General features: G+C 38.6%; 21 protein-coding genes and 1 pseudogene. 15 read left to right on the top strand and 7 right to left on the bottom strand.

The features are described 5' to 3' along the window. Positions 1-16 precede the first annotated feature (16 nt). The 5 genes from ACRPLY_RS02430 to ACRPLY_RS02410 all read right to left on the bottom strand — a co-directional run bounded on the left by ACRPLY_RS02430 (position 17) and on the right by ACRPLY_RS02410 (position 2,654). A complete protein-coding gene (locus ACRPLY_RS02430) occupies positions 17-310 on the bottom strand; it encodes a hypothetical protein (RefSeq protein ID WP_325076793.1) in 294 nt (97 codons plus the stop codon). 64 nt (positions 311-374) lie between these two features. After that, positions 375-929 carry a DUF3231 family protein gene (locus tag ACRPLY_RS02425; protein ID WP_033578924.1) on the bottom strand — a complete coding sequence of 185 codons (555 nt, stop codon included), beginning with the start codon at positions 927-929 and terminating at the stop codon, positions 375-377. A 264-nt stretch (positions 930-1,193) separates the two neighbouring features. Beyond that, the gene (locus ACRPLY_RS02420) at positions 1,194-1,460 is read right to left on the bottom strand and encodes a hypothetical protein (protein ID WP_230683508.1); all 267 of its coding nucleotides are present in this window, start codon (positions 1,458-1,460) and stop codon (positions 1,194-1,196) included. A 111-nt stretch (positions 1,461-1,571) separates the two neighbouring features. After that, the gene (locus ACRPLY_RS02415; protein WP_013056955.1) at positions 1,572-1,898 is read right to left on the bottom strand and encodes a general stress protein; all 327 of its coding nucleotides are present in this window, start codon (positions 1,896-1,898) and stop codon (positions 1,572-1,574) included. 336 nt (positions 1,899-2,234) lie between these two features. Further along, the gene (locus tag ACRPLY_RS02410; RefSeq protein ID WP_033578925.1) at positions 2,235-2,654 is read right to left on the bottom strand and encodes a hypothetical protein; all 420 of its coding nucleotides are present in this window, start codon (positions 2,652-2,654) and stop codon (positions 2,235-2,237) included. 270 nt (positions 2,655-2,924) lie between these two features. On the opposite strand from ACRPLY_RS02410, the gene recQ reads away from it, so the two are divergent. From recQ to ACRPLY_RS02370, 8 genes and pseudogenes are all read left to right on the top strand, one after another. Further along, a complete protein-coding gene (recQ, locus tag ACRPLY_RS02405) occupies positions 2,925-5,060 on the top strand; it encodes a DNA helicase RecQ (protein ID WP_108674707.1) in 2,136 nt (711 codons plus the stop codon). A 114-nt stretch (positions 5,061-5,174) separates the two neighbouring features. After that, complete coding sequence (locus ACRPLY_RS02400) at positions 5,175-6,551, top strand: sigma-54 interaction domain-containing protein (protein ID WP_325076795.1); 1,377 nt, start codon at positions 5,175-5,177, stop codon at positions 6,549-6,551. 217 nt (positions 6,552-6,768) lie between these two features. Further along, positions 6,769-7,752, top strand: coding sequence for an agmatinase (gene speB, locus ACRPLY_RS02395; RefSeq protein WP_325076797.1), 984 nt, complete (start codon positions 6,769-6,771; stop codon positions 7,750-7,752). An 82-nt stretch (positions 7,753-7,834) separates the two neighbouring features. Next, positions 7,835-9,283 (top strand): aldehyde dehydrogenase family protein, encoded by a 1,449-nt coding sequence (locus ACRPLY_RS02390; protein WP_325076798.1) that lies wholly within the window; start codon positions 7,835-7,837, stop codon positions 9,281-9,283. Between the two features lie 20 nt (positions 9,284-9,303). Next, positions 9,304-10,667 (top strand): annotated as a pseudogene (locus ACRPLY_RS02385) (purine-cytosine permease family protein). A 210-nt stretch (positions 10,668-10,877) separates the two neighbouring features. Then, positions 10,878-13,490, top strand: coding sequence for a helicase-related protein (locus tag ACRPLY_RS02380; RefSeq protein ID WP_325076800.1), 2,613 nt, complete (start codon positions 10,878-10,880; stop codon positions 13,488-13,490). 145 nt (positions 13,491-13,635) lie between these two features. Further along, positions 13,636-13,770, top strand: coding sequence for a hypothetical protein (locus tag ACRPLY_RS02375; protein WP_268988747.1), 135 nt, complete (start codon positions 13,636-13,638; stop codon positions 13,768-13,770). Positions 13,771-14,114: 344 nt separating this feature from the next. Then, positions 14,115-15,035, top strand: coding sequence for a 1,4-dihydroxy-2-naphthoate polyprenyltransferase (locus tag ACRPLY_RS02370; RefSeq protein ID WP_025752322.1), 921 nt, complete (start codon positions 14,115-14,117; stop codon positions 15,033-15,035). Positions 15,036-15,076: 41 nt separating this feature from the next. Here the strand turns inward: ACRPLY_RS02370 and ACRPLY_RS02365 are convergent, their stop codons facing one another. Further along, positions 15,077-16,252: an alanyl-tRNA editing protein gene (locus tag ACRPLY_RS02365; RefSeq protein ID WP_325076802.1), complete on the bottom strand. Its 1,176-nt coding sequence runs from the start codon at positions 16,250-16,252 to the stop codon at positions 15,077-15,079. A gap of 110 nt (positions 16,253-16,362) precedes the next feature. Here ACRPLY_RS02365 and ACRPLY_RS02360 point away from each other — a divergent pair, with 110 nt between their 5' ends. From ACRPLY_RS02360 to ACRPLY_RS02345, 4 genes are all read left to right on the top strand, one after another. After that, positions 16,363-18,510 carry a YhgE/Pip domain-containing protein gene (locus ACRPLY_RS02360; RefSeq protein ID WP_325076804.1) on the top strand — a complete coding sequence of 716 codons (2,148 nt, stop codon included), beginning with the start codon at positions 16,363-16,365 and terminating at the stop codon, positions 18,508-18,510. 64 nt (positions 18,511-18,574) lie between these two features. Next, on the top strand, positions 18,575-18,952 hold the full coding sequence (locus ACRPLY_RS02355) for a PH domain-containing protein (RefSeq protein ID WP_028413413.1): 378 nt from the start codon (positions 18,575-18,577) through the stop codon (positions 18,950-18,952). A 219-nt stretch (positions 18,953-19,171) separates the two neighbouring features. Further along, positions 19,172-20,371, top strand: coding sequence for an MFS transporter (locus ACRPLY_RS02350; RefSeq protein ID WP_325076806.1), 1,200 nt, complete (start codon positions 19,172-19,174; stop codon positions 20,369-20,371). Between the two features lie 120 nt (positions 20,372-20,491). Next, on the top strand, positions 20,492-20,698 hold the full coding sequence (locus ACRPLY_RS02345; protein WP_162200721.1) for a hypothetical protein: 207 nt from the start codon (positions 20,492-20,494) through the stop codon (positions 20,696-20,698). A gap of 35 nt (positions 20,699-20,733) precedes the next feature. On the opposite strand, the gene ACRPLY_RS02340 is transcribed toward ACRPLY_RS02345, so the two are convergent. Continuing rightward, positions 20,734-21,606: a selenium metabolism-associated LysR family transcriptional regulator gene (locus ACRPLY_RS02340; protein ID WP_047751008.1), complete on the bottom strand. Its 873-nt coding sequence runs from the start codon at positions 21,604-21,606 to the stop codon at positions 20,734-20,736. Between the two features lie 344 nt (positions 21,607-21,950). On the opposite strand from ACRPLY_RS02340, the gene ACRPLY_RS02335 reads away from it, so the two are divergent. From ACRPLY_RS02335 to ACRPLY_RS02325, 3 genes are read left to right on the top strand one after another with little or no spacing between them, the layout of a single operon-like run. Next, complete coding sequence (locus ACRPLY_RS02335; protein ID WP_013083081.1) at positions 21,951-22,340, top strand: GntR family transcriptional regulator; 390 nt, start codon at positions 21,951-21,953, stop codon at positions 22,338-22,340. Next, on the top strand, positions 22,333-23,232 hold the full coding sequence (locus ACRPLY_RS02330) for an ABC transporter ATP-binding protein (protein WP_028413411.1): 900 nt from the start codon (positions 22,333-22,335) through the stop codon (positions 23,230-23,232). Before ACRPLY_RS02335 ends, ACRPLY_RS02330 begins: the two co-directional genes overlap by 8 nt. Further along, positions 23,207-25,216: a DUF6449 domain-containing protein gene (locus ACRPLY_RS02325; protein WP_325076807.1), complete on the top strand. Its 2,010-nt coding sequence runs from the start codon at positions 23,207-23,209 to the stop codon at positions 25,214-25,216. The genes ACRPLY_RS02330 and ACRPLY_RS02325 overlap by 26 nt, the downstream gene beginning before the upstream one ends. Positions 25,217-25,225 lie beyond the last annotated feature (9 nt).

Genomic DNA, 25,225 nt, shown 5'->3' with positions numbered 1-25,225 from the left:
AATACTTCGCTGGTTTTTAGTCTGATGAATAAGGAGACGTATCTTTTCTAATCGTTCTCCACGTTGTTTTAAGACCTGCATAGCTTCCAATTGCGGCGTATCCATAAAAATATCCCATAAACAATCCGGCAATAATATGATGAGGGTGACTGATCAATACTGAAAAAAGCACGCCGACAGCTAAAGCGATAGTCGGAACATATTGCTCTTTAGGATGAAAAAGCCATTTGATCAGCTGCGTCACGATTAATACGACAGGAACACCAATGACTGCGTCCCAAAAATTTGTATGAATTGTAGGGAAATCCATGTTTAAGCACCTCGTTAAATGTGTTGGATGTAAGGTTATCTATGCTGTTTTACCTAAGAACACTTCAATTAGAGTTATGAGGGGCTCCAGGTGGATAATAATAAGGCGGAATTTTGAGCCAGCCTTTTTGCTGCATTAGAATTTTTATTTTTGATCCTAATATGACCTTTTCAGTGTGGAATTTCAACCACATTAATCCAATATCGGTTCTAATAGATTGTCCCATATTCGTGCTGCACATGACGATATTAGAGGCAATTTTTATAGATATTAAGTTAGCGATTTCAGAATCCGTGGCTTTTGCTCCTAATGGAATACTGTTAGGGTCGGATTTCGGTTTGGTAGCCGGTATTTCAGGAAGGGGAATTCCTTCTTTAATCATTAATTTTTTTAGTGTATCAATCTGAGATTCAGCCAGGTTTTTTGAGTCTTGAGCAAGCTTAAGCAGTTCACTGTTGGTTGTTGTATTAAGACAAGTTTCTAAGGCAGGTATTTCTTCCGCTAAAGCAGTAAAATACAGCCAGCATCCCATAGTCTCACCGATATGTGGGCGAGGGGGCGGATCATCTGTAGAAGAGTTCTTTATATAATCAAGTAGTGTCTCAATGACGTTAATCATAACTTTTCACCCTTTATATAGTTTATGCATCTTCATTATTACCTTCAGCAGAAAAGGATAAACACAGCTAAGAAATGTTACATATAAAATTGATTATGATGAGTGGAAGAAAAAGCATCCCATTCAGCAATTTATAATAGTGATGGTACAAACATCTAAAGGTATAAAAATTGTTGAAATGCTTAATAAATAGGTTGGTGCTAGAAGATAAAGTCAATAGAAAAAAATCTCCTTGCTCATCAAGGAGATTTTTTATCTTGAGTATTATACAGTTTTTCTCCGATACTCTCTCCATAAAGAAGTTAGCTCTTCTGACCAATATTTATAATCAAATACCGTTATATTTTTACTGGGCATAAAAACGTTTAACAACCAATTAACCCTTAATTTGTCTCTGACGCCTATCGTTTTATCATTTTTACAGCAGCCTTCATCACAAGGTTTATCGTGTATCTTGTAAGGAATATTTTTAACGACTAATCCATTTTTCACACGCTTTGTGTACTCAATTCCTATAATCAAATATATCACTCCTCACAGTAACTCTTATCTTCATAATCATATGTAGGGATGACTTCTTTAATGAAAGGAGAAGAAGGGCAGAAGACAAAAATAAAAAAGCCCTGCTGTAGGGCTTTTAGATTAAGCAACTTTTGATGCAACCACGATTACTTTGCCGTGATCTAATTCTTCTTCATAGCGTTCAGCTTCCGGCTGTGATAGGCCTAATGAACGCATTTTGGCACGAAGCTCGTCTCCTCGAGAACGAAATACATTCGCAATCGCATCAAAAACACCTTGTTCAGAAAGGCCGATATTGTTTGTATTTGTTGCAGCTGTTAAATCCTCGGAGCGATCTTGATGGTGTGCAAGTAAATAAACTTCGTCTTTTGTAAATCCTTCACGCAAAAATTGTTCGATTGTATCTTTTGCCTGTACGCCATTTTCAACTACTTTTACATTTACCATTTCAAAAAACCTCCTTGTATGATAGACAACTTTCTAGAATATGTTTAGTAATGAAGAGAAGTTTAAGTAACTTATCCTCTTGCTTTGTGTATACACGTTATTGGAAGAGATAAAACCTATTTCATAAAATTGAGTTAAAAAGTCTAACATAGGAGAAGAGGAAACAGCGCGGTTATCTTTGAGGAGAATCTGGCGGACAATAAGCAGAAGAAGGCTTTAGCCAGCCTTTTTCCTGCATCTTTTTTTTGACCTTTTAAGGTACAGTACAAACTGCAAAAAGCCTAGATCTTAAACAGCTAAGATCCAGGCTTTTTGCATACATAAAAATAGAGAAATTTAAGATGAAAGACGTTCTTTTTGTTTTTCATAAACAGAAGTAGACTCGTTCCATGTATATCGACCATCTTGTAATTGAATGGTTGCGCTGAATGGACAGTCTATTGACGTTTCTGCGTCATCTAAACTACTTTCAAGTAAACGTTTTTTAAATCGAAGCAAATCTTCTTTTGAAGCAACTCGAAAAACCATTTCTAACGTAAGATCATCGTCCATCGCATTGTGTAATTGACTAATACTTTTGCGGAATTCTTTATTATATTGAAGCATAATTTTAATATCTGCTACGCAAGCAACACCAAACACATCTTTCACAACAGACTCAACCGTTAACTGAGTTGTGGAAGCATATGTTGAGATATTACGCTGTGGATTTTCTAAATAATAAATCGTTTCTACAGGATGTCTCGTGATAAGCACCTCTTTCCTATTCTTAAGTATACAGGAAAAAAGAATGGAATGGGGAAAGATTTTTAGGAAAGGAGTCCTGACATACATAAAAAGATTGTTTGTGATAGGAAAGAGAGTTATAAATTGATGGCTTTTCGCTTATCATTTTTGCTATATCCTTAAATCAACGAATTCTGTGCAACTTCCTCTAAGATTTGATAAAATAAAATCCTACGTCTCAATTCCTTCTAATGAATCCCTCAACTACTATTTCTACTTATTTTAAAGGAGGACGCTATTTTGCAGTTTGAACAAGCTTTAACACATTTACAGTCCTATTTTGGTTATGATTCGTTTCGAAAAGGACAGGAAGAGTCGATTCGTTATGTTTTAGAAGGGCACAATACCGCTTGTATTATGCCAACAGGAGGAGGGAAATCACTTTGTTATCAAATTCCTTCATTATTATTAGAAGGTACAACACTGGTGATTTCTCCGTTGATTTCCTTGATGAAAGACCAAGTGGACACGCTGAATGCAGCTGGTATTCCGGCCACGTATATTAACAGCTCTCTGACTCACACGGAGGTACAGCAGCGCTTAGAAGAAGTAGCGCTTGGTGAATATAAGTTGCTTTATGTAGCACCGGAACGACTGGAGTCTTCGCAGTTTTTAGAACAGCTTCAAATGCTTCCTATCCCGCTTGTAGCGGTAGATGAAGCGCACTGTATTTCACAGTGGGGGCATGATTTCAGACCGAGCTATTTGCGCATCAGTGACCTAATCAGCAAGCTGTCTAACGCGCCGATTGTGATGGGGCTAACGGCTACTGCGACGCCTCAAGTACGTGAAGATATTTGCCGAGCTCTTCACATTAATGAAGAGTACACGGTGATGACTGGGTTTGAACGTGAAAATTTATCGTTCGCTGTTGTAAAAGGTCAGGATCGAATCAGCTATATCGATCAGTATATCCGTAAAAATGATCAAGAAGCAGGTATCATTTATGCCGCTACGCGTAAAGATGTTGAAGAACTTCATGCTAGATTGCAAAAATCAGGAGTTAACGTATCAAAATACCATGCTGGTATGAACGCAAGCAGCCGTGATGAAGAGCAGAACCGCTTTCTTCAAGATGATGTTCAGGTAATGATAGCCACGTCTGCCTTCGGAATGGGAATCGATAAATCGAATATTCGCTTTGTTCTTCACTATCAGCTTCCAAAAAATATGGAAAGCTATTATCAAGAAGCAGGACGTGCTGGTCGTGACGGACTTCCAAGTGAGTGTATCGTACTTTATTCACCTCAAGATATTCGCGTGCAGCGCTTTTTGATTGAACAGTCAACGTCGAATCCTAAAAAGCAGATTCAAGATCTTGAAAAGCTGCAAAATATGGTGAACTACTGTCATACAGAAGGCTGTTTGCAGGCGTATATTCTTCATTATTTTGGAGAAAGTGAAGCACATGAGTGCGGCCGCTGTAGCAACTGTACGGATGATCGCGTGGAAATAGACGTAACGGTCGATACGCAAAAAGTGTTATCTTGTATGATTCGTATGGGCGAACGTTTCGGTAAAATGATGATTGCTCAAGTGTTAACGGGTTCTCGAAATAAAAAAGTAGTTGATTTTGGTTTTGATAAACTGAAAACGTACGGCGTCATGAGCGACCGGTCGGCTAAAGAAGTGAGCGATTTTATCGAGTATTTGATTTCAGAGCAGTTTATTTTAGTAGGACAAGGGTCATTTCCTACTTTATCCGTAGCGTCCAAAGGAAAAGGGGTGCTTCTTGGTACGGAAAAAGTGATGAGGAAAGAACAAATGGAAGTGAAGCAAATTGTCCAAGATGACGAACTGTTTGCTCATTTGCGCTCCGTTCGAAAGCAGCTAGCAGATGAAGCGGGCGTGCCTCCTTTTGTTATTTTCTCAGACGACACTCTTCATGATATGTGTACAAAACTTCCGGTAACTCTTGAACAGTTCGCCACTGTAAAAGGAGTTGGAGAACAAAAACAAGAGCGATACGGAGAACGATTCACGACTGAAATCAAACAGTTTTGTGAAGAACATCCAGACCGAAAGCGAGAAGTTTCAGCGCCTGCTCCAAAAAAAGCAAGAGCTTCATCAAAAGAAGGCTCTCACTTAATGACGTATGAGCTATTTCAGCAAGGAAAATCTTTAGACGAAATTGCTGAAGAACGTGAGTTGAGCCGCATTACCATTGAAAACCATTTGTTTAAATGCGCGGAAGAAGAAAAAGAAATCGACTGGACGCCTTTTCTTTCGGATGAAGACGAACAGCAAATTTTACAAGCTGCTTCGTCAGTAGGCGATGAAAAGTTAAAGCCAATCAAAGAAGAATTACCTGAAAACATCACTTATTTTATGATAAAAGTAGCACTGTTTAAACAAAAAATGAAGCAGCTATCGTAAACAAAAAGCTCCTATTAAAGGAGCTTTTTGTGTTGAATAAGCGAGTTTACTGATAAAATAATAGATATAAATGTTAGAAAAATCAGATTACATAAAAAGGAGGAGTGAAGGGGAATGATTGAACGAGAGCTTGAAGCGATTTTGCATGCTTCTCACGACAATATCGTGATCACTGATGAAAAAGGACTTGTTTTACGAGCAAGTCAAAACTGCCGTGATATATATGGATACGATGTGTCAGAGTTGGTCGGTCAAACCGTCTACGAACTGCAAAAACGCGGGATCTTTTCACCTTCCGTTACGATTGAAGTGTTAAAGAAAAAGAAAGAAGTACAGCTGATGCAACAAACAGAAACGGGTAAAGTTGTAATGGCAACCGGTATTCCCGTGTATGATGAACATCAGTGTATGAAAAGAGTTATCAGCTTTTCTCATGATTTAACAGAGCTTCAGCGCTTAAAAGAAGATTATCAGCAGCTCGAAGTGAAAATGAAAACATATCAGCTCGAAATGGAAGAACTCCGGGAACAGCAGTCGAATGATATGGTCATACGAAGTGAATCGATGAAAAAGGTATGGTCGATTATTAATCGCGTGGCAGACAGCGATGCAACGGTTGTGCTGCTAGGTGAATCGGGTGTTGGTAAAACGGCTTTTGCTCGTGCTTTACACTGTGGAAGTGAACGAAAAGAAGAGCCGTTTATTGAAATTAACTGCGGAGCCATTCCAGCTAGTTTGTTCGAATCTGAAATGTTTGGATACGAAGCAGGCTCTTTTACAGGTGCCAGTACAAAAGGGAAAATAGGAAAGTTTGAATTAGCTCATAACGGTACGCTTTTTTTAGATGAAATAGGAGAGCTTCCCCTTGATATGCAAGTAAAGCTGTTAAAAGTGCTGCAAGAAAAAACAGTCACCAAAATTGGAAGTGAACGAGCCAAACACGTAAACTTCAGGCTGATTGTAGCCACAAATCAGCCGCTTGAAGAAATGGTCAAAAAAGGAACGTTTCGTGAAGATTTATTTTATCGCTTGCACGTTATTCCGATTACCATTCCGCCGCTTCGCGAGCGAAAAGAAGACATCGCGGCACTGCTTTATCACGTGTTACATAAACAAAATGAAAAATATAACATCAAGAAATTTTTTCATGCAGAAGCATTAAATCTGCTTCTTGAACATCCGTGGCCCGGAAATGTGCGCGAGCTTGAAAATACAATTGAACGCCTCGTGTTAACAACGGATGAAAACAGCATCTCGCCTCAAGATCTCCCGTTTTATTCAGAAAATAGCAGCAGTGAAAAAGAAGAATGGGAGTCTCTTGACACGTTAACCTCTCAGGGAATGACGCTTCAGCAAGCACTTGCAGAAGTAGAGAAAAACTGGCTAATTCGCGCTCATCGTCAGTGTCAAACAACGTATGAAATGGCAAATGCACTAGGAATCAGTCAGCCTACGGTCGTAAGACGTTTACGAAAGTACAATATAAAATAATGAAATTTTAATTCAAAATGAATTAGCTGATTCAATACTGAATCAGTTTTTTTGTTTTGATTCTATTATGAATTAAAAATCGTCCATAATTGCGCGAAATAAGGTGATAAAAATTGGCATGCATTTTGCATTAATAAAAAGTATCTAAATAAAAAGCGTTAGTATCTAACATGATGATGCGGCGCTAATGAATGAAACCCACTAGGAGGAATAAATCATGCCAAAATATCAGCCGAAAAATTCATTTGAATCTCCGCGTTTTTGCGGACCACGTACATTTATGAGACTTCCGTACGTAGAACAAGTAAATGCAGAGATGGATTTTATTGTGACGGGTATTCCATTTGATTCAGGTCAATCTTTTCGAACAGGAGCACGTTTTGGACCGGAAGCTATTCGAGATTTCTCCATTTTGCTTCGCCCGTATAACCCAGAACAAAAGATTAATATTTTTGATTACATCTCAGGCGTGGACTACGGCGATTTATCAGTGGTTCCCGGGTATATTTTAGAAACGTATAAAAAAATTGAAGAAGGGTTAACGCCGGTTGTGAATGAAGGAATTATTCCTATTTCACTAGGCGGTGATCATTCGATGACCCTTGGTGAACTTCGTGCCATCGCGAAAAAGCACGGACCGGTAGCGCTTTTACAGTTTGATGCTCATTCTGATACGTGGGATAGTTATTTTGAACAAAAATACAATCACGGTACGGTATTCAGACGAGCGATAGAAGAAGGGTTAATCGACGTGTCGCGCTCAATTCAAATTGGTATGCGAGGCGGTCTGTACGGCATTGAAGATTTAGAAGATGCAAAGAACTTAGGTCTAGCTCTGTATACGACAAACGAATATAAAAAACTCGGCGTTGAAAGAATGCTAGACATTATTCATGAGCGTGTAGGGGAAGGACCCGTATTTTTATCGTTTGACATTGACTTTTTAGATCCAGTTTACGCGCCGGGAACAGGAACGCCTGAAGTCTCAGGTGCAAGTATTGACGATGCGCTTCAATTCGTTCGAGGCTTAACAAATATTGATTTTGTCGGTTTTGATTTAGTAGAAGTACTGCCAGCTTATGATCATGGCCAAATTACAGCAGCGGCGGCCGCTAATATTGTCTATGAATTTATCACACTTATTGCGTTAAGAAAAAAAGAAAAAGAAGAAGAAGCGCTGTTAGTGAAAGCACGCGACTAAATATAAAAAAGACGGTAAAAGTGGGAAGGTACTATTATCTTCCCATTTTTATATAAGAGTTCTCTATGAGGGGTGTTTGACTATGAACGGGCAAGTAAATGTAAAAATAGATAAGAAACAAGCAAAACCATGTAAAAGAGAAATAATCAACCCAGCGACCAATAAGATTATAGCGGAAGTGTTTGATTCGTCGCTTCAACAAGTAGAGGAAGCGGTAGGTAAAGCAAAGCAGGCTTTTGAACAAAGTGAATGGAAGAAAAATAAATCACTGCGTGTAGAGGTGCTTACGAAACTAGCAGACTTATTAGAAAAAGAAGCGAGTATATTCGCTGAAACAGAAACATTAAATACTGGCAAACCGATAAAAGAAGCGCAGTTAGATATTGAAGATACAATTAATTGTTTAAGATATTACGCAAACTTAATAGAAGAAAATCAGCCGTGGACAAAGAACATGTTCGACGACACAAGCAGTAAAATCATTCAAGAACCTATTGGCGTATGCGCGCTAATCGTTCCTTGGAATTTCCCTTTGCTGCTTGGCATGTGGAAGCTGGCTCCTGCATTAGAAGCTGGAAATACGGTGGTGTTTAAGCCGTCAGAATTAACGCCGCTTTCTTTTTTAAAGTTAGCTTCACTATGTGAAACAGCCGGTATACCAGAAGGCGTGTTTAATTTACTTATAGGAGACGGTGAAGTGGGAAGTGCCCTTGTTGAACACAAAGACGTAGCCAAAGTCTCTTTTACAGGAGGATCAGAAACAGGCAAACGTATTTATCAGCAGTGCGCAAAAGAGATGAAAAGAGTTTCGCTTGAACTGGGAGGGAAATCTCCGCTTCTTATTTTTGAAGATAGCGAAATTGATATTGCAGTAGACTGGACAATGTTTGGCTCATTTTTTAACCAAGGACAAGTGTGTGTAGCTTCATCGCGTATACTCGTACACGAATCTATTTATAACTCGTTTCTTTCTGCTCTTACGGAGGCTGTTGCTGCTATAAAAATTGGTAATCCGTTAAGAGAAGAAACGGAGATGGGTCCGGTTATTAGCAAGGAGCATCTGAATAAAATACAGAGTTTTATTAAGCTAGGTCAAGAAAAAGGTGCGAATTTATTAACAGGAGGAACGTTAATTGACTGCGAAGGTGGAAACTATATAACGCCAGCGGTGCTCGTTGACGTGGAGCAGCATATGAAAATCGTCCAAGAAGAAATATTTGGTCCCGTCATTACCGTTCAATCTTTTTCAAGTGAAGAAGAAGCCATAGCACTTGCCAACGGTACGAGATTTGGTTTAGCTGCAGGAATTTTAACGAATGATTTAATGAAAGCAGAGCGAGTTGCTGAACAGCTTCAAGCGGGAACGATTTGGATCAACAGCTACCATACGCCTCATATTGAAACGGCGTGGGGCGGTTTTAAAGAAAGCGGCATTGGCCGGGAGCTAGGTCCATCAGGATTAGCTGCTTTTACTGAAACAAAGCATGTGAATACAAATTCCAAGCTAGCTCGAGCCAATTGGTATCAATAAAAGTGAAAGGTGGAAAAGGGATGACAACAAAAAGTGGTCTCGCCCATGATGATGTGCAGCCGATTGCAATGAATAAAAGAAGTATGGGCTTCTTCTCTACATTTTCTATGTGGATAGGAGCCAACGTGGTAGTAACGACCGTTTTTACGGGAATGCTGTTTGTACCCGATATGACCTTTTTAAAGGCATTATTTGTGATTGTGCTTGGCTCTTTAGTCGGTGCCATACCGCTCGTGCTGATGGGGAATATCGGAACTCGAACCGGTCTTCCAACCATGGTTTTGATGAGACCTGCTTTTGGGCAAAGAGGAGCTATGCTTCCTGCTGCTGTTAATCTTATTACATTAATAGGATGGGCATGGATTCAAGCGCCTACATGGCAGGGCTAAGTTTAAATCATGCCGTCACCTTTTTGACCGGTTACAGCAACATCAATCTATTTACAATTCTTACTCAAGTACTAGTAGTAGCTATTTCTATATACGGACACAAAGGCATTGAAGCAACGGAAAAATTAGTAGCTACGCTAATGGTCATTTTAGCAACCGTTGTGTTTAGCTATTTGTTTATCGAATTTGATGCAGCAAAATTAATGCAAATGAAAGCAAGCGAAAATCCTGGTATTACAGGAATGTTAGCTTTTGATATTGTAGTAGCTACAGCTTTTACGTGGATTCCTATTGTTTGCGATTATAATCGAAACTGTAAATCTGAAAAAACGGGAATTGCGGGAACGTATTTAGGCTATAACGTTGCGACTTTGATTGCAATGGGATTAGGCGCAACGGTTTCAGGCTTTTCAATTCTCGGAAATATGACGCAAACGTATGACCCGGTAAATTTAATTGGCGCATATAGCCCGCTGTTGGGATTAGTAGCAGCCATCGTCATTTTTTTATCGGTGTTGTCAACCAACGTAATGGTACTGTATAGCGCAACAATGTCTTATTTGTCTATTTTTTCAAAGCAGCGCTTTTGGATACCGGCACTAACGATGGGAGTTGTCACAGTCCTAGGTTCTCTATTAAAAGAGTGGTTAATGACAAATTTTCAAAGCTTTTTGCTTATGATCGGCGTCTTATTTATTCCTATTATTGCGATTGTTCTTGTTGATTACTATATTATTCGCCGAAAACACTATGACATTTCAGCTATTTTAGATAAGGAAAATAAAATATATTGGTATACAAAAGGATTTAACCTTCATGTGTATGTATCCTACATAGTGGGGGCTGTATTTGCCTATTATTTTACGTACGTTCATCCGCTAGCCACAGGCGCAACAATCTTAGCTTTTTTATTTACAGGTGTTTTACACGTATCGTTAACCAAGCTTTCGCAGCTCTCCATCCTTTACTCAAAGGGAATTGACAAAAATGCTTGATAGATATTCAGAAAAGACTGAATTATCTAAAATATACCGAAAGCTCCTGTTTAAAGGAGCTTTTTATCTTGAAAATAGGTGAGAAATAAGCAAAAGCATGGGGAAGAGAAGTTCTTAATCTAGCTTCAAATAAAGTGGTAACAATGCATTTGATTCTATAAGGGGTCTTTTCTATAATAAATGTAGGAAAACTTTCCAAAGGAGAATTTTATGCTCGAATTAGAGGCTATTCAAGGCAGGGCCATTGAAAAAACTAAGCATACATTGCTACAGGATATAAAAAGCGTATTAGGTGAACAAGACGAATGTCCGGATTTAGAGACGTATTTAACAGACAGGCACTCTTTTATTAAAAAAGCCTGGGGGACTGCGTGGAGAAAAATAGTTGTTTCTTCTGTATCTAAGAAAAACAGAAGATCGTATTTAACAGAAAGAGGCTTTGAGATAAAAGGATATAAACCTCAAGCTATCGATAAGTTATTTGCTAAAGAAACGAGAAAAGGTATAGAATTTGATGCTTTTTCTTGGTTAGAAAAGCAGTACGGAAAGGGCAGTAAAGCAGAGTGGCTATCTCTATACGGAGAAGCAAGAGCTGAATTTGCCAAAAAAGAAGAAGAAAGAAAAGAGAAAGAAAGACAGCAAAGTATTAATGATCGAAAAGCCAGATATCAATTACAGTTAAATTTGGAAGCAGCTCCTATTTTGGAAGTAAACAAAGAGCTGTATTACCTACATATAAGAGAACAGCTTTCACATCAGCTATCAAAAGACATTGAAACAAACTCAAAGTATATTGAAAACTATGCGCCGCATACTGAGCTTGAAGATGAATTAATAGAAAACGGTGATTTAACACGTCATGATTATGAAACGGTTCATGACTTTTTTCAAGAGCTCACCGGGAACGTAAGCTCAGAATTAGACAGATATTCAACGATTATCTTGTTTGAAACGTATGAAGATGTATACGAGGTATTTATCACCGATAAGATTTATGAAATCATTCCAACTATGATTATGGATGACCTTCCTGCTTCATTTAAAGAAGAGTATAAATCTTATACAAATGATTCGGTAACACGAATGGATATTATAAAAGCACTCAGAAGTGATTTATCGGATTTGGTCTATGAATATAAAAGAATGCTTGTAGAAGAAAAGCTTTCCTATGTACTAGAAGTTTCAGATCACAACTTAACGATCGAAGAGCATAAAAAGCGATATGCACAGCAATTGGAAGAAAGACGATTACAACAAGAACGTGAACGTGAAGAAAAGAACAAGCTGATTGAAGAAGAACAGCGACAGTTAAATTATATTTTTGGTGCAGAATACGAAATGGATCCAAGAAAAGAAACGGAATACATTCTTCATCTCGGTGATACAAACACAGGAAAAACGTATACAGCATTAAAGTCATTAAAGAAAGCTGCTTCGGGTAGCTACTTAGCGCCACTTCGCCTGTTAGCTTTAGAAGTTTTTGAAAAGCTGAACAAAGACGGAGTTGCTTGTTCGTTAAAAACAGGTGAAGAAGAAAAGATTGTTGAAGACGCTCAGCACATGGCCGGTACGGTAGAAATGTTTAGTGAATTAGAACATGGCGATGTAACGGTAATTGATGAAGCACAGATGATTCAAGACCGAGATCGGGGGTTTTCATGGTATAAAGCCATCACCCGAGCTAATGCCAAACAAGTTCATGTGATCGGGAGTTTAAGCATTCGAAGTATGTTAGAAGAGATGTTAGACGGTGTGATCTCAGAAATTCATGAGTACGAAAGAGATATACCTTTAAAAGTAGATCTTCGAAATTTCAAAATTGAACAAGTGAAACCCGCAGATGCTTTAATTGTTTTCTCGCGTAAAAAAGTGCTTCAAACAGCGGCTAAGCTAGAAAAAGATGGTCACAAAGTGAGCGTGATTTATGGAAGTATGCCGCCTGAAACAAGAAGAAAACAAATTGAGCAGTTCATTAATAGAGAAACAACTGTCATTGTGTCTACAGATGCAATTGGAATGGGGTTAAACCTTCCAATTAGACGAATTGTGCTTCTAGAAAACATGAAATTTGATGGGCAAAAACGGAGGTTGTTGACTTCTCAAGAGTTAAAGCAAATTGCAGGTCGTGCTGGAAGAAAGGGTCTCTATAATGTGGGAGAAGTTGCATTCGCTAAAGATGCAAAGCAAATGAGAGAACTGTTATTTTCAACAGACGAGCAAATCAGCAAATTTTCAATTGCGCCTACTTCAGATATGCTAAGAAGATTTAAAGAATATCATCATGACCTCGGAACGTTTTTTGACATGTGGGCTAAATTTAAAAATCCAAAAGGTACACAAAAATCAAACCTGGCACAAGAACGTGAGCTTTATGAGGAAGTGAAAGACACGCTGATTGAAGCGAAAATGCCCATTGTTGATTTATATGGTTACTTGCAGCTGCCGTTTTCAGCAAAAGAAAGCTCTTTGAAAAAGCAGTGGGTGGCTAGCATGAATGCAATTGTTAACAGAGAAGAATTACCTGAACCAAGGATAATAGAAGGTTCACTGGAAAAATTAGAGCTGTCTTATAAGGCGATTGGCCTGCATCTTTTATTTTTATATCGAATGGATAGAAGACCGGAAGCTATTTACTGGGAGCGTGTCCGAGAAGAGCTTACAAACAAAATACATGACGTATTAAGAAAAGATATGAAAAAATTTAAAAGAACGTGCAGTGCGTGTTCTAAAGACCTTCCTTGGAATCATGATCATGCGATATGCGATTCATGTTTTCATAAAAGATTTCGCAGAAGACACGGGGACGACGGTTTTAATTACTAAGATGTAGTGATAAAAAAAGAGGCTTGTATGAACGTATGTTAGTTAAAGGAAGATCCGAACGAGTTCGATTCTCGATTGAGAATCCAATTCGTTCGGCTTTTTTTATTGTGAAGATAGCTTTCATGTGTTTCGTTCCTTCTAGCAGTTGATTGGAGGGCAAGGCAAAGACTCCTGCGGGAGAAGCGGAACAGGTGAGACCCCGCAGGAGCGTAAGCGACGAGGAGGCTCAGCGGCCGCCCGCGGAAAGCGACGTCTTGCACGGAAATCAACTGCGGTGTAACAAGCACCCCATACCAAATCATTTATCCTATTTGTTCATCTTTAGATGAGATTGATTTAGTTAAGTCTCAACCTCACTTTTCGTATAAGCTTTTCATCTTTTTATTATAAATTTCTGCGTCAAAGCAGATTTTTGCAGAAAAAAGGCGAAAATGTATAAGCGGTCATCTTGTAAAAAGAGCAATAAATTATTATGATATAAGATGGAACTTATATTTTAAAGGATTCCGTGATTTTTTTGTTGGGCGGACGTGTATTGTCTTAGAGTAAGTTTGCTATCATTCATTATGTTAAAAGCAGCACTTTTAAATAGAGATACGGTTCGTAATAGAAGGGAAGAGGATGATGACAAGTCATAACAAAGAAAATAAAGCTGCAGTCGAGCAGTACAGTAAAGGGAAAATTTTGTGGCAATTAACCCGTCCTCATACGTTAACGGCATCGTTTGTACCCGTTTTGATTGGAACAGTTCTAGCTATGTTTTATGGCCATGTGAACGTTTGGATGTTCCTAGCGATGCTTTTTTCATGTTTGTGGATTCAAATTGCGACGAACTTATTTAACGAGTACTATGATTTTAAACGCGGGTTAGACACAGAAGACTCCGTAGGAATTGGAGGAGCCATCGTCAGACACGGAATGAAGCCGAAAACGGTATTAAATTTAGCACTGATTTCTTATGGAATTGCTCTTATTTTAGGCGTATATATATGTGCAAACAGCAGCTGGTGGCTTGCTTTAGTTGGATTAGTAGGTATGGCGATTGGTTATTTGTATACAGGCGGACCGCTTCCGATTGCGTATACGCCGTTTGGAGAGTTATTTTCAGGTCTGTGCATGGGCGCGATGTTCGTGTTGATTTCATTTTTTATTCAAACGAATACCGTAACGTCTGAAAGCATCTTTGTATCACTCCCTATTGCGATTTTAGTAGGCGCGATTAATTTGTCTAACAACATTCGTGATATAGAAGAAGATACAAAAGGCGGACGACGTACGCTAGCTATTTTATTAGGTTCTAAAAATGCGATTAGATTTTTAGCTGCTTTGTTTGGCATTGCGTATATTTGGACCGTTGCATTAGTGGTATTCTTCGATATTAGCCCTTGGATTTTCTTAGTGTTCCTTAGTGCACCTAAGCCCATTCAAGCCGTACAAGCATTTGTACGCGGAGAGCTTATTGCGATGAAAGCAACTGCTCAAACAAATACGTTTTTTGGATTTACTTTATCAATTGGGTTATTAATTGGCTATTTAGTAAGCTGATTGTGTTGAAAAAGCCTGTCTTTAAAAAGACAGGCTTTTTGTTATGCTCCAGTTATTTTTTCTTTTACTGCGCTAAGAAATGCGTTCATATTTTCAGAAGATGAAAAGCTGGCTTGAGCTTGTTTTGGTCCGCCGCCGCCTTTTCCATCGTAAAGCGGAAGCAGCTCTTTATAAAGTTCTCCGCATTTTACCTCACTGCCGCTGTGAGCCAGTAAGACTTTTTGATCACTTGAAAAAGCAAAAAGAAGCGTTGTATCAGGCGTTTGAAGAAGCTGCTTTGTCAAAGCTTGCACATCTTTTAGTGTACGATTTTCAAAGTGATGGTACAGAAATGATCCTTCTTTTTTGGCTTCTAATTCACTTGCTAAATAAGCTGCATTTTCATTTTTTAATTCTTCTAGTTGTTTTTGCAGCTCTTTTTGTTCAGTCTCCAATTTTTTAATGCGTTCTATAACTAATTCACGGCTTGTACTGAATTTATTGCTAAGTTCTGCTACGATTTCTTGAGACTGCTGATAATCAGCTAATGCACGCATACCGCATTTAAAAAAGAGGCGTGTATTGCCGCGCTGCTTTTCCGTTTTCGTAAGTTTAATGAGACCCAGCTCTCCAATTTGGTTCACATGAGTACCGCAGCAGGCAGAAACATCAATGCCTTCAATTTCTACGATGCGTACCACTTCGTCTTCTAGATCGGGCACTTTGCGAAGCGCAAGAGTATGTAAGTCTTCCTTTTTCACTTCGTACGTTTTAATGGGGCGGTTGCTGTAAATAGCATTGTTTACAACTTTTTCAATGTGTAATAGCTGCTCATGAGATAACTGAGGCACATTTAAATCAATAGAGACAGCGTCGCTTCCTAAATGAAAGCTAACGGTGTGAATATCATATGTATCGATTAATAGAGCCGAAAGTAAGTGCTGTCCGCTATGCTGCTGCATATGATCAAAGCGGCGGTGCCAATCAATTTCACACGTGACGTTCGTTTGTGCAGGCAGTGTATTAACGAGATGATAGACTTCTCCATTTTCTTCGTAAACATCTTTTACGTCGATTCCGGCAATAGTACCGTAGTCAGAAGGCTGTCCGCCGCCTTCTGGATAAAAAGCGGTTTGTTTTAACGTTAATGCGTAGCCAGTTGAAAGAGCGCGCGTCTCTGTCACTTCTGTTTCCCACGTTTTTGTGTAGGGATTGCTATAATAAAGTCTTTCTGTCATGTTCATCATCCTTTCTAGTAAAACCATACCTAACTTTTTCTATAGTATCAGAAATATGTTTCTTCGAACATGGATAAGCTAACTTGTAATAATAAAACTGGGTGGGACATATGAAAAATACTGTTTATATTTATACGCGTGACTTAAAAAGAATTTTCACCAATTGGGCGATGATTATCATTGTGTTGACGCTTATGATTCTGCCGTCTTTTTACGCATGGTTTAATATAAAAGCATCTTGGGATCCATACGGGCGGACTGAAGGTATTGCCATTGCAGTAACGAGCGAAGACGAAGGTTCTACGATAAGAGGGCAGCACGTAAACGTGGGAAAAGATATTATTGCAACGTTAAAGAAAAATAAAACGCTTGGATGGACGTTTGTCTCCAAAGAAAAAGCTGATCACGGAGTAAAGCACGGAGACTATTATGCAAGTATTGTTATTCCAAAAGATTTTTCACAAAAGCTTGGTACCGTTCTTCAAGATCGTTTGGAAAAGCCGGTCATTATTTACAAAGTAAACGAAAAAATAAACGCCGTAGCGCCTAAAATTACAAGCAAAGGAGCCAGCAGCTTAACACAACAGATTAGTGAAAAATTCGTCAAAACAGCGAATGGAGCCATTTTTTCTGTTTTTAACGAACTCGGTATTACCCTGCAGCGGGATTTACCGACCATTCAACAAGTTGAACAACGGATTTTTGAGCTTGAAAATCGTCTTCCTGAAATTAAAAAAGTAATTAATGAAGCGAATGACACCACTCAAAAAGCTGGAGCTATTGTATCGAAAGCTCAGGCCGCTCTTCCTGAAGTAGAGAGATTAACAGCTGACGGCGCACAGATGACTCAGCAGCTCAATACGTTTTTAACTAAAAGCGATGAAGTGTTAAAAAACGCTGAGCCAACGATTAGCGAAACGCTGCACCGTGTTCAACAGCGAGCTGTCGGAGTTCAAGAATTGAAGAATCAGCTGATGGAAAAAGATATAGCCCCGGCTGAAGTCAGCGCAGCAGCGGAACAGCTAAAAGTGCAGTTAACAAAACAAGTTGCTGACACAGGAGAGATCCTTACGCTTCTTACGGATTTAAATGCGGTGTCTCAAGGGAACGTTCTTTCACCGGTTATTAATCAAATAAAAAGTGTACATACGCTTTTACAGCAGCAGCTGTCGGATGTAAACGACTTACAGCAGCAAACAAAAAATGGAGATGCACCAGATCCAAGTGTGCTTGAGAAATTCACCTCTCGCACCGACCAAGCTGTTTCTAAATTAAATACGTTAACGAATTCGTATTCTTCTACGATTGTGCCGGCTATTGAACAAGCTATCAAAGAAGCGAAAGATAAAACAGCAAGCGCAAACGCACTGCTTGATGAAGCCAATAAAAGCATGCCGGATGTTTCGAACGTGCTGTCTAAAACAGCGAGTGGCATTTTGCTCGGACAGCAGGAGCTTGCGAAAATAACAAAAGACTTTCCGCGAATTGAACAAAACGTGCACAATATAGCGGATAAAATACGCGAATTTCAGCGAAAAGAAAACATTGAAGATATTATTAATTTGTTAAAAAACGATGTACAAAAAGAAAGTGATTTTTTTGCTAAGCCGGTTCTTTTAAAAGAAGAAAGACTTTATCCCATTCCGAACTACGGCTCGGCTATGTCTCCGTTTTATACAACGCTTTGCTTGTGGGTCGGAGCTTTGCTGTTAGTTTCAATTTTAAGCGTAGAAGTAGCGGATGAAGAGCGGTTTAAAAGCTATGAAGTCTATCTTGGAAGACTTTTAACGTTTTTGTCTATTGCTCTTGTGCAAGCTTTTATTGTGACGCTAGGCGATTTATTTTTAATCAAAACGTACGTCGTAGACAAAGTGCCTTTTATCTTTTTAGGCTTGCTGTGCAGCTTCGTGTTTATGACGATTGTCTATACGCTTGTAGCGATATTTGGCAATGCAGGAAAAGCGATGGCCATTGTTTTGCTTGTGCTTCAGCTTTCTGCTGCAGGCGGTACATTTCCGATTCAAGTCGTGCCTGCTTTTTTCCAAGCACTCAATCCGTTTTTGCCATTTACCTACGCAATAAGCATGATGAGAGAAGTTGTAGGAGGCATGTTAGCGGATATAGTAAGAAAAGATGTTACCGTTCTTCTTTGCATTTGGCTTGGCGTGCTGCTCGTTGGCATTTTTCTTCATAAGCCTCTTAGTAAAACGAGTGCAAAATTAACAAAAAAAGCGCGTGAAAGTAAATTAATTCATTAAAAAAACGTTTTGGGTTTCCAGACAGAACAAAATGCGGTAGTGTAGATAGAAAGGAGTGATAAGCATGGGTATATTAGATGGACTATTAGGAAATGCATCAGAAGCAGATATAAGAGGAACTGAAAAAGATTTACAAAACATTTTAATTGCCAACGAGCGAGTGGAACAAGCGTATAAAGTCATTCGCGATTTAATGGTGTTTACGACGAAACGTTTAATTATCGTTGATAAGCAAGGAGTGACGGGAAAGAAAACAGATTATCATTCCATTCCTTATAAGACGATTACCCATTTTAGCGTAGAAACGGCTGGAACGTTCGATTTAGATGCCGAATTAAATATTTGGGTATCTGGTTCTAGCGCGCCAATTTCAAAAGAATTTCGTAAAGATAAAAGCATTTACGACGTGCAAAAAGTATTAGCATCTTATGTATTGAATTAAAAAGTTGAGCCATGAAAAATTGGCTCGACTTTTTTTGTGTGTAAAACAAGAAAGCATAGCAGTCTTGCATACAGTCGTTTGAAAATACTCAGGCTGTTGTCCATTCCTATTGTCATTTTACTCATTACCGAAATGCATGAAAACGATTTACATAATGAATTATACAGAATAAAAAAACCGTGATATGCTTTTTTTAGAGAAAAAAGGAAGTGACCAACTGTGAGTTATACCGTAATTGGAACATCGGCTTTTCGCAAAACAAATGTTGCGCTTTTTGCAGCAGGCTTCAACACATTTTCAATTTTATATTGTACACAGGCCATTTTACCTGAATTTTCTAGAGAATTTGGGATATCTCCGGCGTTTGCGAGTTTATCTCTTTCGTTAACGACCATCACGCTTGCGGTTAGTATGCTTTTTTTAGGTTCTTTGTCGGAAGTGTGGGGACGAAAGAAACTGATGGGCCTATCGTTAATTTTTGCGTCATTGCTATGTATCATGACAGCATTTAGCTCTACCTTTGAAACGCTGTTAATTTTTCGCGTAATTCAAGGAATCGTGTTAGCAGGGTTGCCTTCTGTGGCCATGGCTTACTTAGGAGAAGAAATTGAACCTGGAAGTTTAGGAAAAGCGATGGGGATTTATATAAGCGGAAACGCCTTTGGAGGCGTAGCGGGAAGGCTTATGACAGGAGTGCTCACGGAGTATTTTAACTGGTCTGTAGCTCTTGATGTTGTAAGCGCAATCAGCTTATTGGCCACATTTGTTTTTTTTATGAACTTGCCTGATTCACAGAACTTTACTTCCCGGTCATTTGAACTTCGTCAGCTTACCGGCTCTCTTCGCAGTCATCTTCAAGATAAAGGGATGCTTTGTCTTTTTGCTATTGGTTTTGCACTGCTTGGAAGTAACGTAGCTTTATACAATTATATTGGATACGCTTTATCTGCTCCTCCGTATTCTTGGAATCATACTCTTGTAAGTTTTATTTTTGTCATTTTCTTTGTAGGAGTATTCAGCTCAGTCTGGATGGGGACGCTGGCGGATCGATACGGTCGGAAAAAGGTGCTGTTATGTACGATTGCTGTTACGCTTATAGGTTCAATCGTTACGCTGCATCCCGTTTTATGGATAAAAATTACCGGGCTTTTGCTGCTGACGTTTGGCTTTTTCGGAAGTCACTCCATCGCAAGCAGCTGGGTAGGAAGAAGAGCAACGCATGACAAAGCGCAGGCTTCGTCTTTATATTTATTTTTTTACTATGCAGGATCGAGCATTGGAGGGACTGCGGCTGGCTTATGCTGGAGCGCGTACGGCTGGAAAGGTGTGATTGCTCTAATTGGTGTGTTTCTTACAACAGCCTTTTTCTTAGCTGTTCGTTTATCAAAAATGCCGGCTCAGCAGACGCACGTTCACTAAGAAAATATAAAGACATATAGCTATTGATTTAAAAAAAGAGGTCGGTACAAAAGGATTTTAGCCCAAGTGAAAAACGAACCATTGATCAACATGTTTGATTAGTGGTTCGTTTTTTTTGTTATGGTGAACATAGTTTCATCTGTTTCGTTCCTTCTAGCAGCTGATTGGAGGGCAAGACGGAGACTCCTGCGGGAAAGCGGAACAGGTGAGACCCCGCAGGAGCGGAAGCGACGAGGAGGCTCAACGGACGCCCGCGGAAAGCGAAGTCTTGCACGGAAATCAACTGCGGTGTCGCAAGTAATTTATACTAGCTACTTTAGTCTTTAGATTGAAGTAATTTAGTTATGTCTTAATTTCATTCTCTAGTTTAAAAGCTGAATAAAAAGCTCCGCTACTTTTTTATGAGCGCTGTTAGCAGGATAGATATAAGAAAAACGGCGCTTAAAAGGAGCGGTGTTAACATTGAGAATCGATAGGTGCTTTTGTTCTACATCTTCTTTAATAGCACAAAGCGAGAGTACAGACATTCCTAAATCGTGAACAATCGCTTCTTTAATTCCTTGATTGCTGCTGATTGTTAGCATGCTTTTCATTTTTAAACCGTTGGACATTAGAACGTGATCTAAATATTCTCTTGTTCCAGAGCCTTTTTCACGCGCTACCCACCGCTGGTTTTGTAAATCATCAATTTCTACTCTTTTAAGCTGAGCTAAAGGGTGATCCACTGACGCAACGATGGCAAGCTCATCGTCCATAAAGGACTGAATATGTAAATCGGACTCTTCCGTGTGACCTTCAATAAGCCCTACATCCACTTTGAAATGACGAACAAGCTGAGCAATTTCTTTTGTATTACCGATCGTCACTTCTACATCAATATCAGGATATTGTTCACGAAGCTTTGCTAAAAAGGAAGGAAGAATATATTCGCCAATTGTAAAGCTGGCGCCAATCGTTAGCATTCCTTTGACACGGTGATGGTGTTCGTAAATATCTCGTTTCGTATGCTCATATATTTGAATCATTTGTTTAGCACGATCGTATAAAATTTCGCCGCTGGGTGTGATTTTTAACATCTTAGGTGAACGCAGGAACAGGGAAGTTTGAAATTCTTTTTCGAGATTTTTGATGTGTACGCTTACGCTTGGCTGTGAAATCATTAATTTTTCCGCAGCTTTTGTAAAGCTTTGCTCTTCTACAACAGAAACAAACGTCTTTAACGCATCATAGTACATAGAGTATGGCTCCTTTTATATTAAAAAAATTAATTATAAACATTATAAAACATTATTATGGTAATAACTAGAGGCACTTGGTTAAGAAAAGTAAAACAAGGTGCTGACTTAAAGGAGTATGTTAGCTTGCAACGAAGGCAGCCTGCGCAATTTGTTTACAGTTATTTTTGTTTCATCTATAAAGCTATTAAACACTTTTTTGTCATCTATTTGTAACAAAAGTAAAAAAAGTACTTGTTTTTTCCAGAAAACATACTATAATATTAACTGTAATGCGATAAGTAATACAGTTAATACACCTAGTACACACATCATGATTTTGGGTAGATGAAGGGAGGCAGACTATGTTCGATTTAGATATTCGTAGTCGTAAGCCGATATACGAGCAATTAGTAGATAAATTGAAAGAGCTTATTATTCATGAAGTCTTTAAGGCCGATCAAAAGCTTCCATCTGTTCGGCTGTTAGCAAAAGAATTAACGATTAATCCAAATACAATTCAAAAAGCGTATCGTGAACTAGAACATCAAAACTATATTTATTCAGTTCCAGGCAAAGGAAGTTTTGTAACGCCTCAAGTTGATACACTAAATAACGAGAAGGTGAAAAAGATGAAAGAAGAATTAGTAAAGCTGTTGGCAGAAGCTATGTATTTAGGAATGGACAAAGATGAAATTCTATCACTTATTTCACAGGCTGAAAAAGCAGTAAAAGGAGGAAGCGATAGTGATTGAACTGAAGGCGATAAAAAAAGAGTTTGAAGAAATGGAAGCTCTAAGAGACGTCACGCTTTCTATAAAAAAAGGATCTATTTACGGACTGCTTGGCTCCAACGGGGCAGGGAAAACAACGCTATTAAAAATCATTGCAGGTATTTACAAGCAGGATCACGGAAAGATTGCCATAGACGGCGAGGAAGTATTCGAAAACGTTGGTTTAAAAGAACGTATTATTTTTATGCCAGATTCTCTTTATTTTTTCCCTCAAACAACGATTAAGCAATTAGCGTCTTTTTATAGAAGCGTCTATCCGACTTGGAACGAAGAACGGTTCCAAAAATTAAAAGAAGCTTTCCCAATTCAATTACATAAAAAGGTACATAGAATGTCCAAGGGAATGCAGCGTCAAGTAGGATTTTGGTTAGCGCTGTCTGCTATGCCTGATGTACTTATCTTAGATGAGCCGCTCGACGGTTTAGATGCGGTAATGCGTCAAAAAATTAAAAACCTTCTTGTTCAAGACGTGGCAGAACGGGAAATGACGATTTTAATTTCGTCACATAACCTGCGAGAAGTGGAAGATCTTTGTGATCATGTAGGCATCTTGCATCACGGTCAATTATTAATTGAAAAAGAGCTGGATGATTTAAAGTCTGATGTGCACAAAATTCAAGTTGCATTTGAAGGAGATGTGCCGCTAGCGCTTTATGACACGCTAGACATTTTATATCAAGAAAAACGAGGAAGCGTCTTGCTTTGTATTGTTCGAGGAAAAGAAAATCACTTAGTAAACAAAGTCCGATCGTATAAGCCTTTAATTTTTGACATCTTGCCACTTACGCTGGAAGAAATCTTTATTTATGAAATGGGGGATGTGGGTTATGCAATCGAAAACATCATCGTTTAACCGCGGCATGTGGATTCAATCCATGAGAAACGTGGGATGGATTGGGCTTGTATACTTGCTAGTACTGCTGTTCGCTTTACCTTTACAACTGATTTTCACTTTCACAGGAAAGGTAGAGCCTTATATAGAAAAACCAGATACGCTATTTAACGTATTGGATGGGCTGGAATTTGTGTTTATGTTTGTTGTACCAGTGTTACTTGGTATTTTTCTATTTAGATATATCCAAACGAAGATTGCGGCTGACTATATTCATAGTTTACCAATTAAGCGTTCTACGCTGTTTCATCAAAATATGCTTCTGGGCGCGTTGGTTTTAGTTGTTCCTATTTTAATTACGGGAGTCGTTACTTTTGCCGTTAAAGGAGTTTTAACCGTTGAGGATGTTTATACAACAGGAGATGTTCTAAGCTGGGTCGGTTACAGTATTTTAATTAACTTATTTGTGCTGACTGGAACTGTTTTAGCGGGAATGTTCACCGGAATGTCTGTCCTCCAAGGAATCTTTTTATATGTTCTATTTCTTCTACCCGGCGGAATCTCTTATTTAGCTATATCTAATGTAAAGTTTTACTGGTACGGTTATGCGTATGACTATTACGTGAACAAAAATGTTGACAGCCTTGTTCCGTTTTCACACGTAGCGCAAATGGTAGCTCATAAAAGCTTTTCTACTAGTGCATTTGTTTATATTGGACTCATTGTCTTATTTTACATCATTGCTTTAATCACCTACCAAAAAAGAAAAGTAGAAGCTGCTACGCAAACCATTTCAGTTAGCTGGTTAAAACCGGTATTCGTATACGGAGTAACCGCTTGTTCACTCATGTTAGGCGGATTTTACTTTATTAGCATGAAAGGTGAATTTTCATGGATGGTCGTGGGCTATATTATTGGTTCATTAATAGGATATACAGTTGCTCAAATCATTTTGAATAAAACGTGGCGTATCTTTACGAAATGGAAAGGGTATCTAGGTTTTGTTATAGCCGCGGCTATTGTTGGCTTTATCATTCATTTAGATGTGTTCGGTTATTCTACTAAAGTGCCAGAGGTTTCAGAGATTGAAAGTGTGTATTTTAATGAAAATATGTACCCATTGAAGGATAAACCTGAAAACTATGAAAATGGAATGAATGGCTACTACGAAGCTCCATATTACTATACAAGTAAAGAAACGATTAAGAGCGTTCGTCAGCTGCAAAAACAAATTACAGCATCCAAAGATAAGAAGATGGATCCTGAAAAACAAAGTGAAATAGAAGGCAGAAACGGGAAGATGGCTGTATTTGCTTACAAATTAAAAAGTGGAAAACAAATCGTTCGAGAGTATTTTATTCCATTTTCAGACTATAAAGTTTTTTACAAAGAAATTGCGGAGACGAAAGAATACAAAGAAAATTTCCATCCGCTTTTACGAACAAAAAACATGGATAAAATTAAAAACATCAGTTTTTATGTTTCAGGAAAGTCAGATCCAATTAATATTACAAATCCAGAAAAAGTGAAAGAACTTATACACGTAGTCAAACAGTCGATGATGAACGAAACGTTTGATGAAATGTACAGCACAAAAGAAAGCTGGGCGTCAATCGATTTTATGGATGGGAAAGGACTGTCTGTACAAGAAGCATCTTGGGATAAGTCTTATAGCGAAGTAGAAGAATGGCTGAAGAAAGAGCATTTATATGAACGTGCTCGCCTCATGCCAAAGGACGTAGAAAAAACCGAAGTGTTTAAAAACTCTTCACATCTTAAAAGCGACTATCGTCTTCAAGAAGAGTTTACATCGCTAACGGCGGATGAGAAATCAATTAAAGTAAAAAACAATGAGCAGGTAGAAACACTTCTTCAAAATGCTAACTCACGAGACACCGGAGATTATCTTGTTGCGTTTTATTACAAAGATGAAGTAGATACTCCGCATATTTATATGTTGAATGAAAGTGAGCTGCCGGTAGAACTAAAAGAAAAACTAAAATAACAAGGGAGA

Source organism: Priestia sp. TGN 0903 (assembly GCF_050846855.1).
Lineage (GTDB): Bacteria > Bacillota > Bacilli > Bacillales > Bacillaceae_H > Priestia > Priestia zanthoxyli.
Note: the sequence above shows the minus strand (reverse complement) of the source record. Positions and strands in the feature narration are given on the sequence as shown.

What these genes read in the sequence shown, in the direction of transcription:
- ACRPLY_RS02355 (WP_028413413.1), top strand. Translation starts at nt 18,575, where the DNA reads ATGGGTATATTAGATGGACTATTAGGAAATGCATCAGAAGCAGATATA.
- ACRPLY_RS02370 (WP_025752322.1), top strand. Translation starts at nt 14,115, where the DNA reads ATGACAAGTCATAACAAAGAAAATAAAGCTGCAGTCGAGCAGTACAGT.
- ACRPLY_RS02390 (WP_325076798.1), top strand. Translation starts at nt 7,835, where the DNA reads ATGAACGGGCAAGTAAATGTAAAAATAGATAAGAAACAAGCAAAACCA.
- ACRPLY_RS02325 (WP_325076807.1), top strand. Translation starts at nt 23,207, where the DNA reads ATGCAATCGAAAACATCATCGTTTAACCGCGGCATGTGGATTCAATCC.
- ACRPLY_RS02380 (WP_325076800.1), top strand. Translation starts at nt 10,878, where the DNA reads ATGCTCGAATTAGAGGCTATTCAAGGCAGGGCCATTGAAAAAACTAAG.
- ACRPLY_RS02345 (WP_162200721.1), top strand. Translation starts at nt 20,492, where the DNA reads ATGGTGAACATAGTTTCATCTGTTTCGTTCCTTCTAGCAGCTGATTGG.
- ACRPLY_RS02425 (WP_033578924.1), bottom strand. Translation starts at nt 929, where the DNA reads ATGATTAACGTCATTGAGACACTACTTGATTATATAAAGAACTCTTCT.
- ACRPLY_RS02340 (WP_047751008.1), bottom strand. Translation starts at nt 21,606, where the DNA reads ATGTACTATGATGCGTTAAAGACGTTTGTTTCTGTTGTAGAAGAGCAA.
- ACRPLY_RS02415 (WP_013056955.1), bottom strand. Translation starts at nt 1,898, where the DNA reads ATGGTAAATGTAAAAGTAGTTGAAAATGGCGTACAGGCAAAAGATACA.
- ACRPLY_RS02365 (WP_325076802.1), bottom strand. Translation starts at nt 16,252, where the DNA reads ATGACAGAAAGACTTTATTATAGCAATCCCTACACAAAAACGTGGGAA.
- speB (WP_325076797.1), top strand. Translation starts at nt 6,769, where the DNA reads ATGCCAAAATATCAGCCGAAAAATTCATTTGAATCTCCGCGTTTTTGC.
- ACRPLY_RS02360 (WP_325076804.1), top strand. Translation starts at nt 16,363, where the DNA reads ATGAAAAATACTGTTTATATTTATACGCGTGACTTAAAAAGAATTTTC.
- ACRPLY_RS02430 (WP_325076793.1), bottom strand. Translation starts at nt 310, where the DNA reads ATGGATTTCCCTACAATTCATACAAATTTTTGGGACGCAGTCATTGGT.
- ACRPLY_RS02335 (WP_013083081.1), top strand. Translation starts at nt 21,951, where the DNA reads ATGTTCGATTTAGATATTCGTAGTCGTAAGCCGATATACGAGCAATTA.
- ACRPLY_RS02400 (WP_325076795.1), top strand. Translation starts at nt 5,175, where the DNA reads ATGATTGAACGAGAGCTTGAAGCGATTTTGCATGCTTCTCACGACAAT.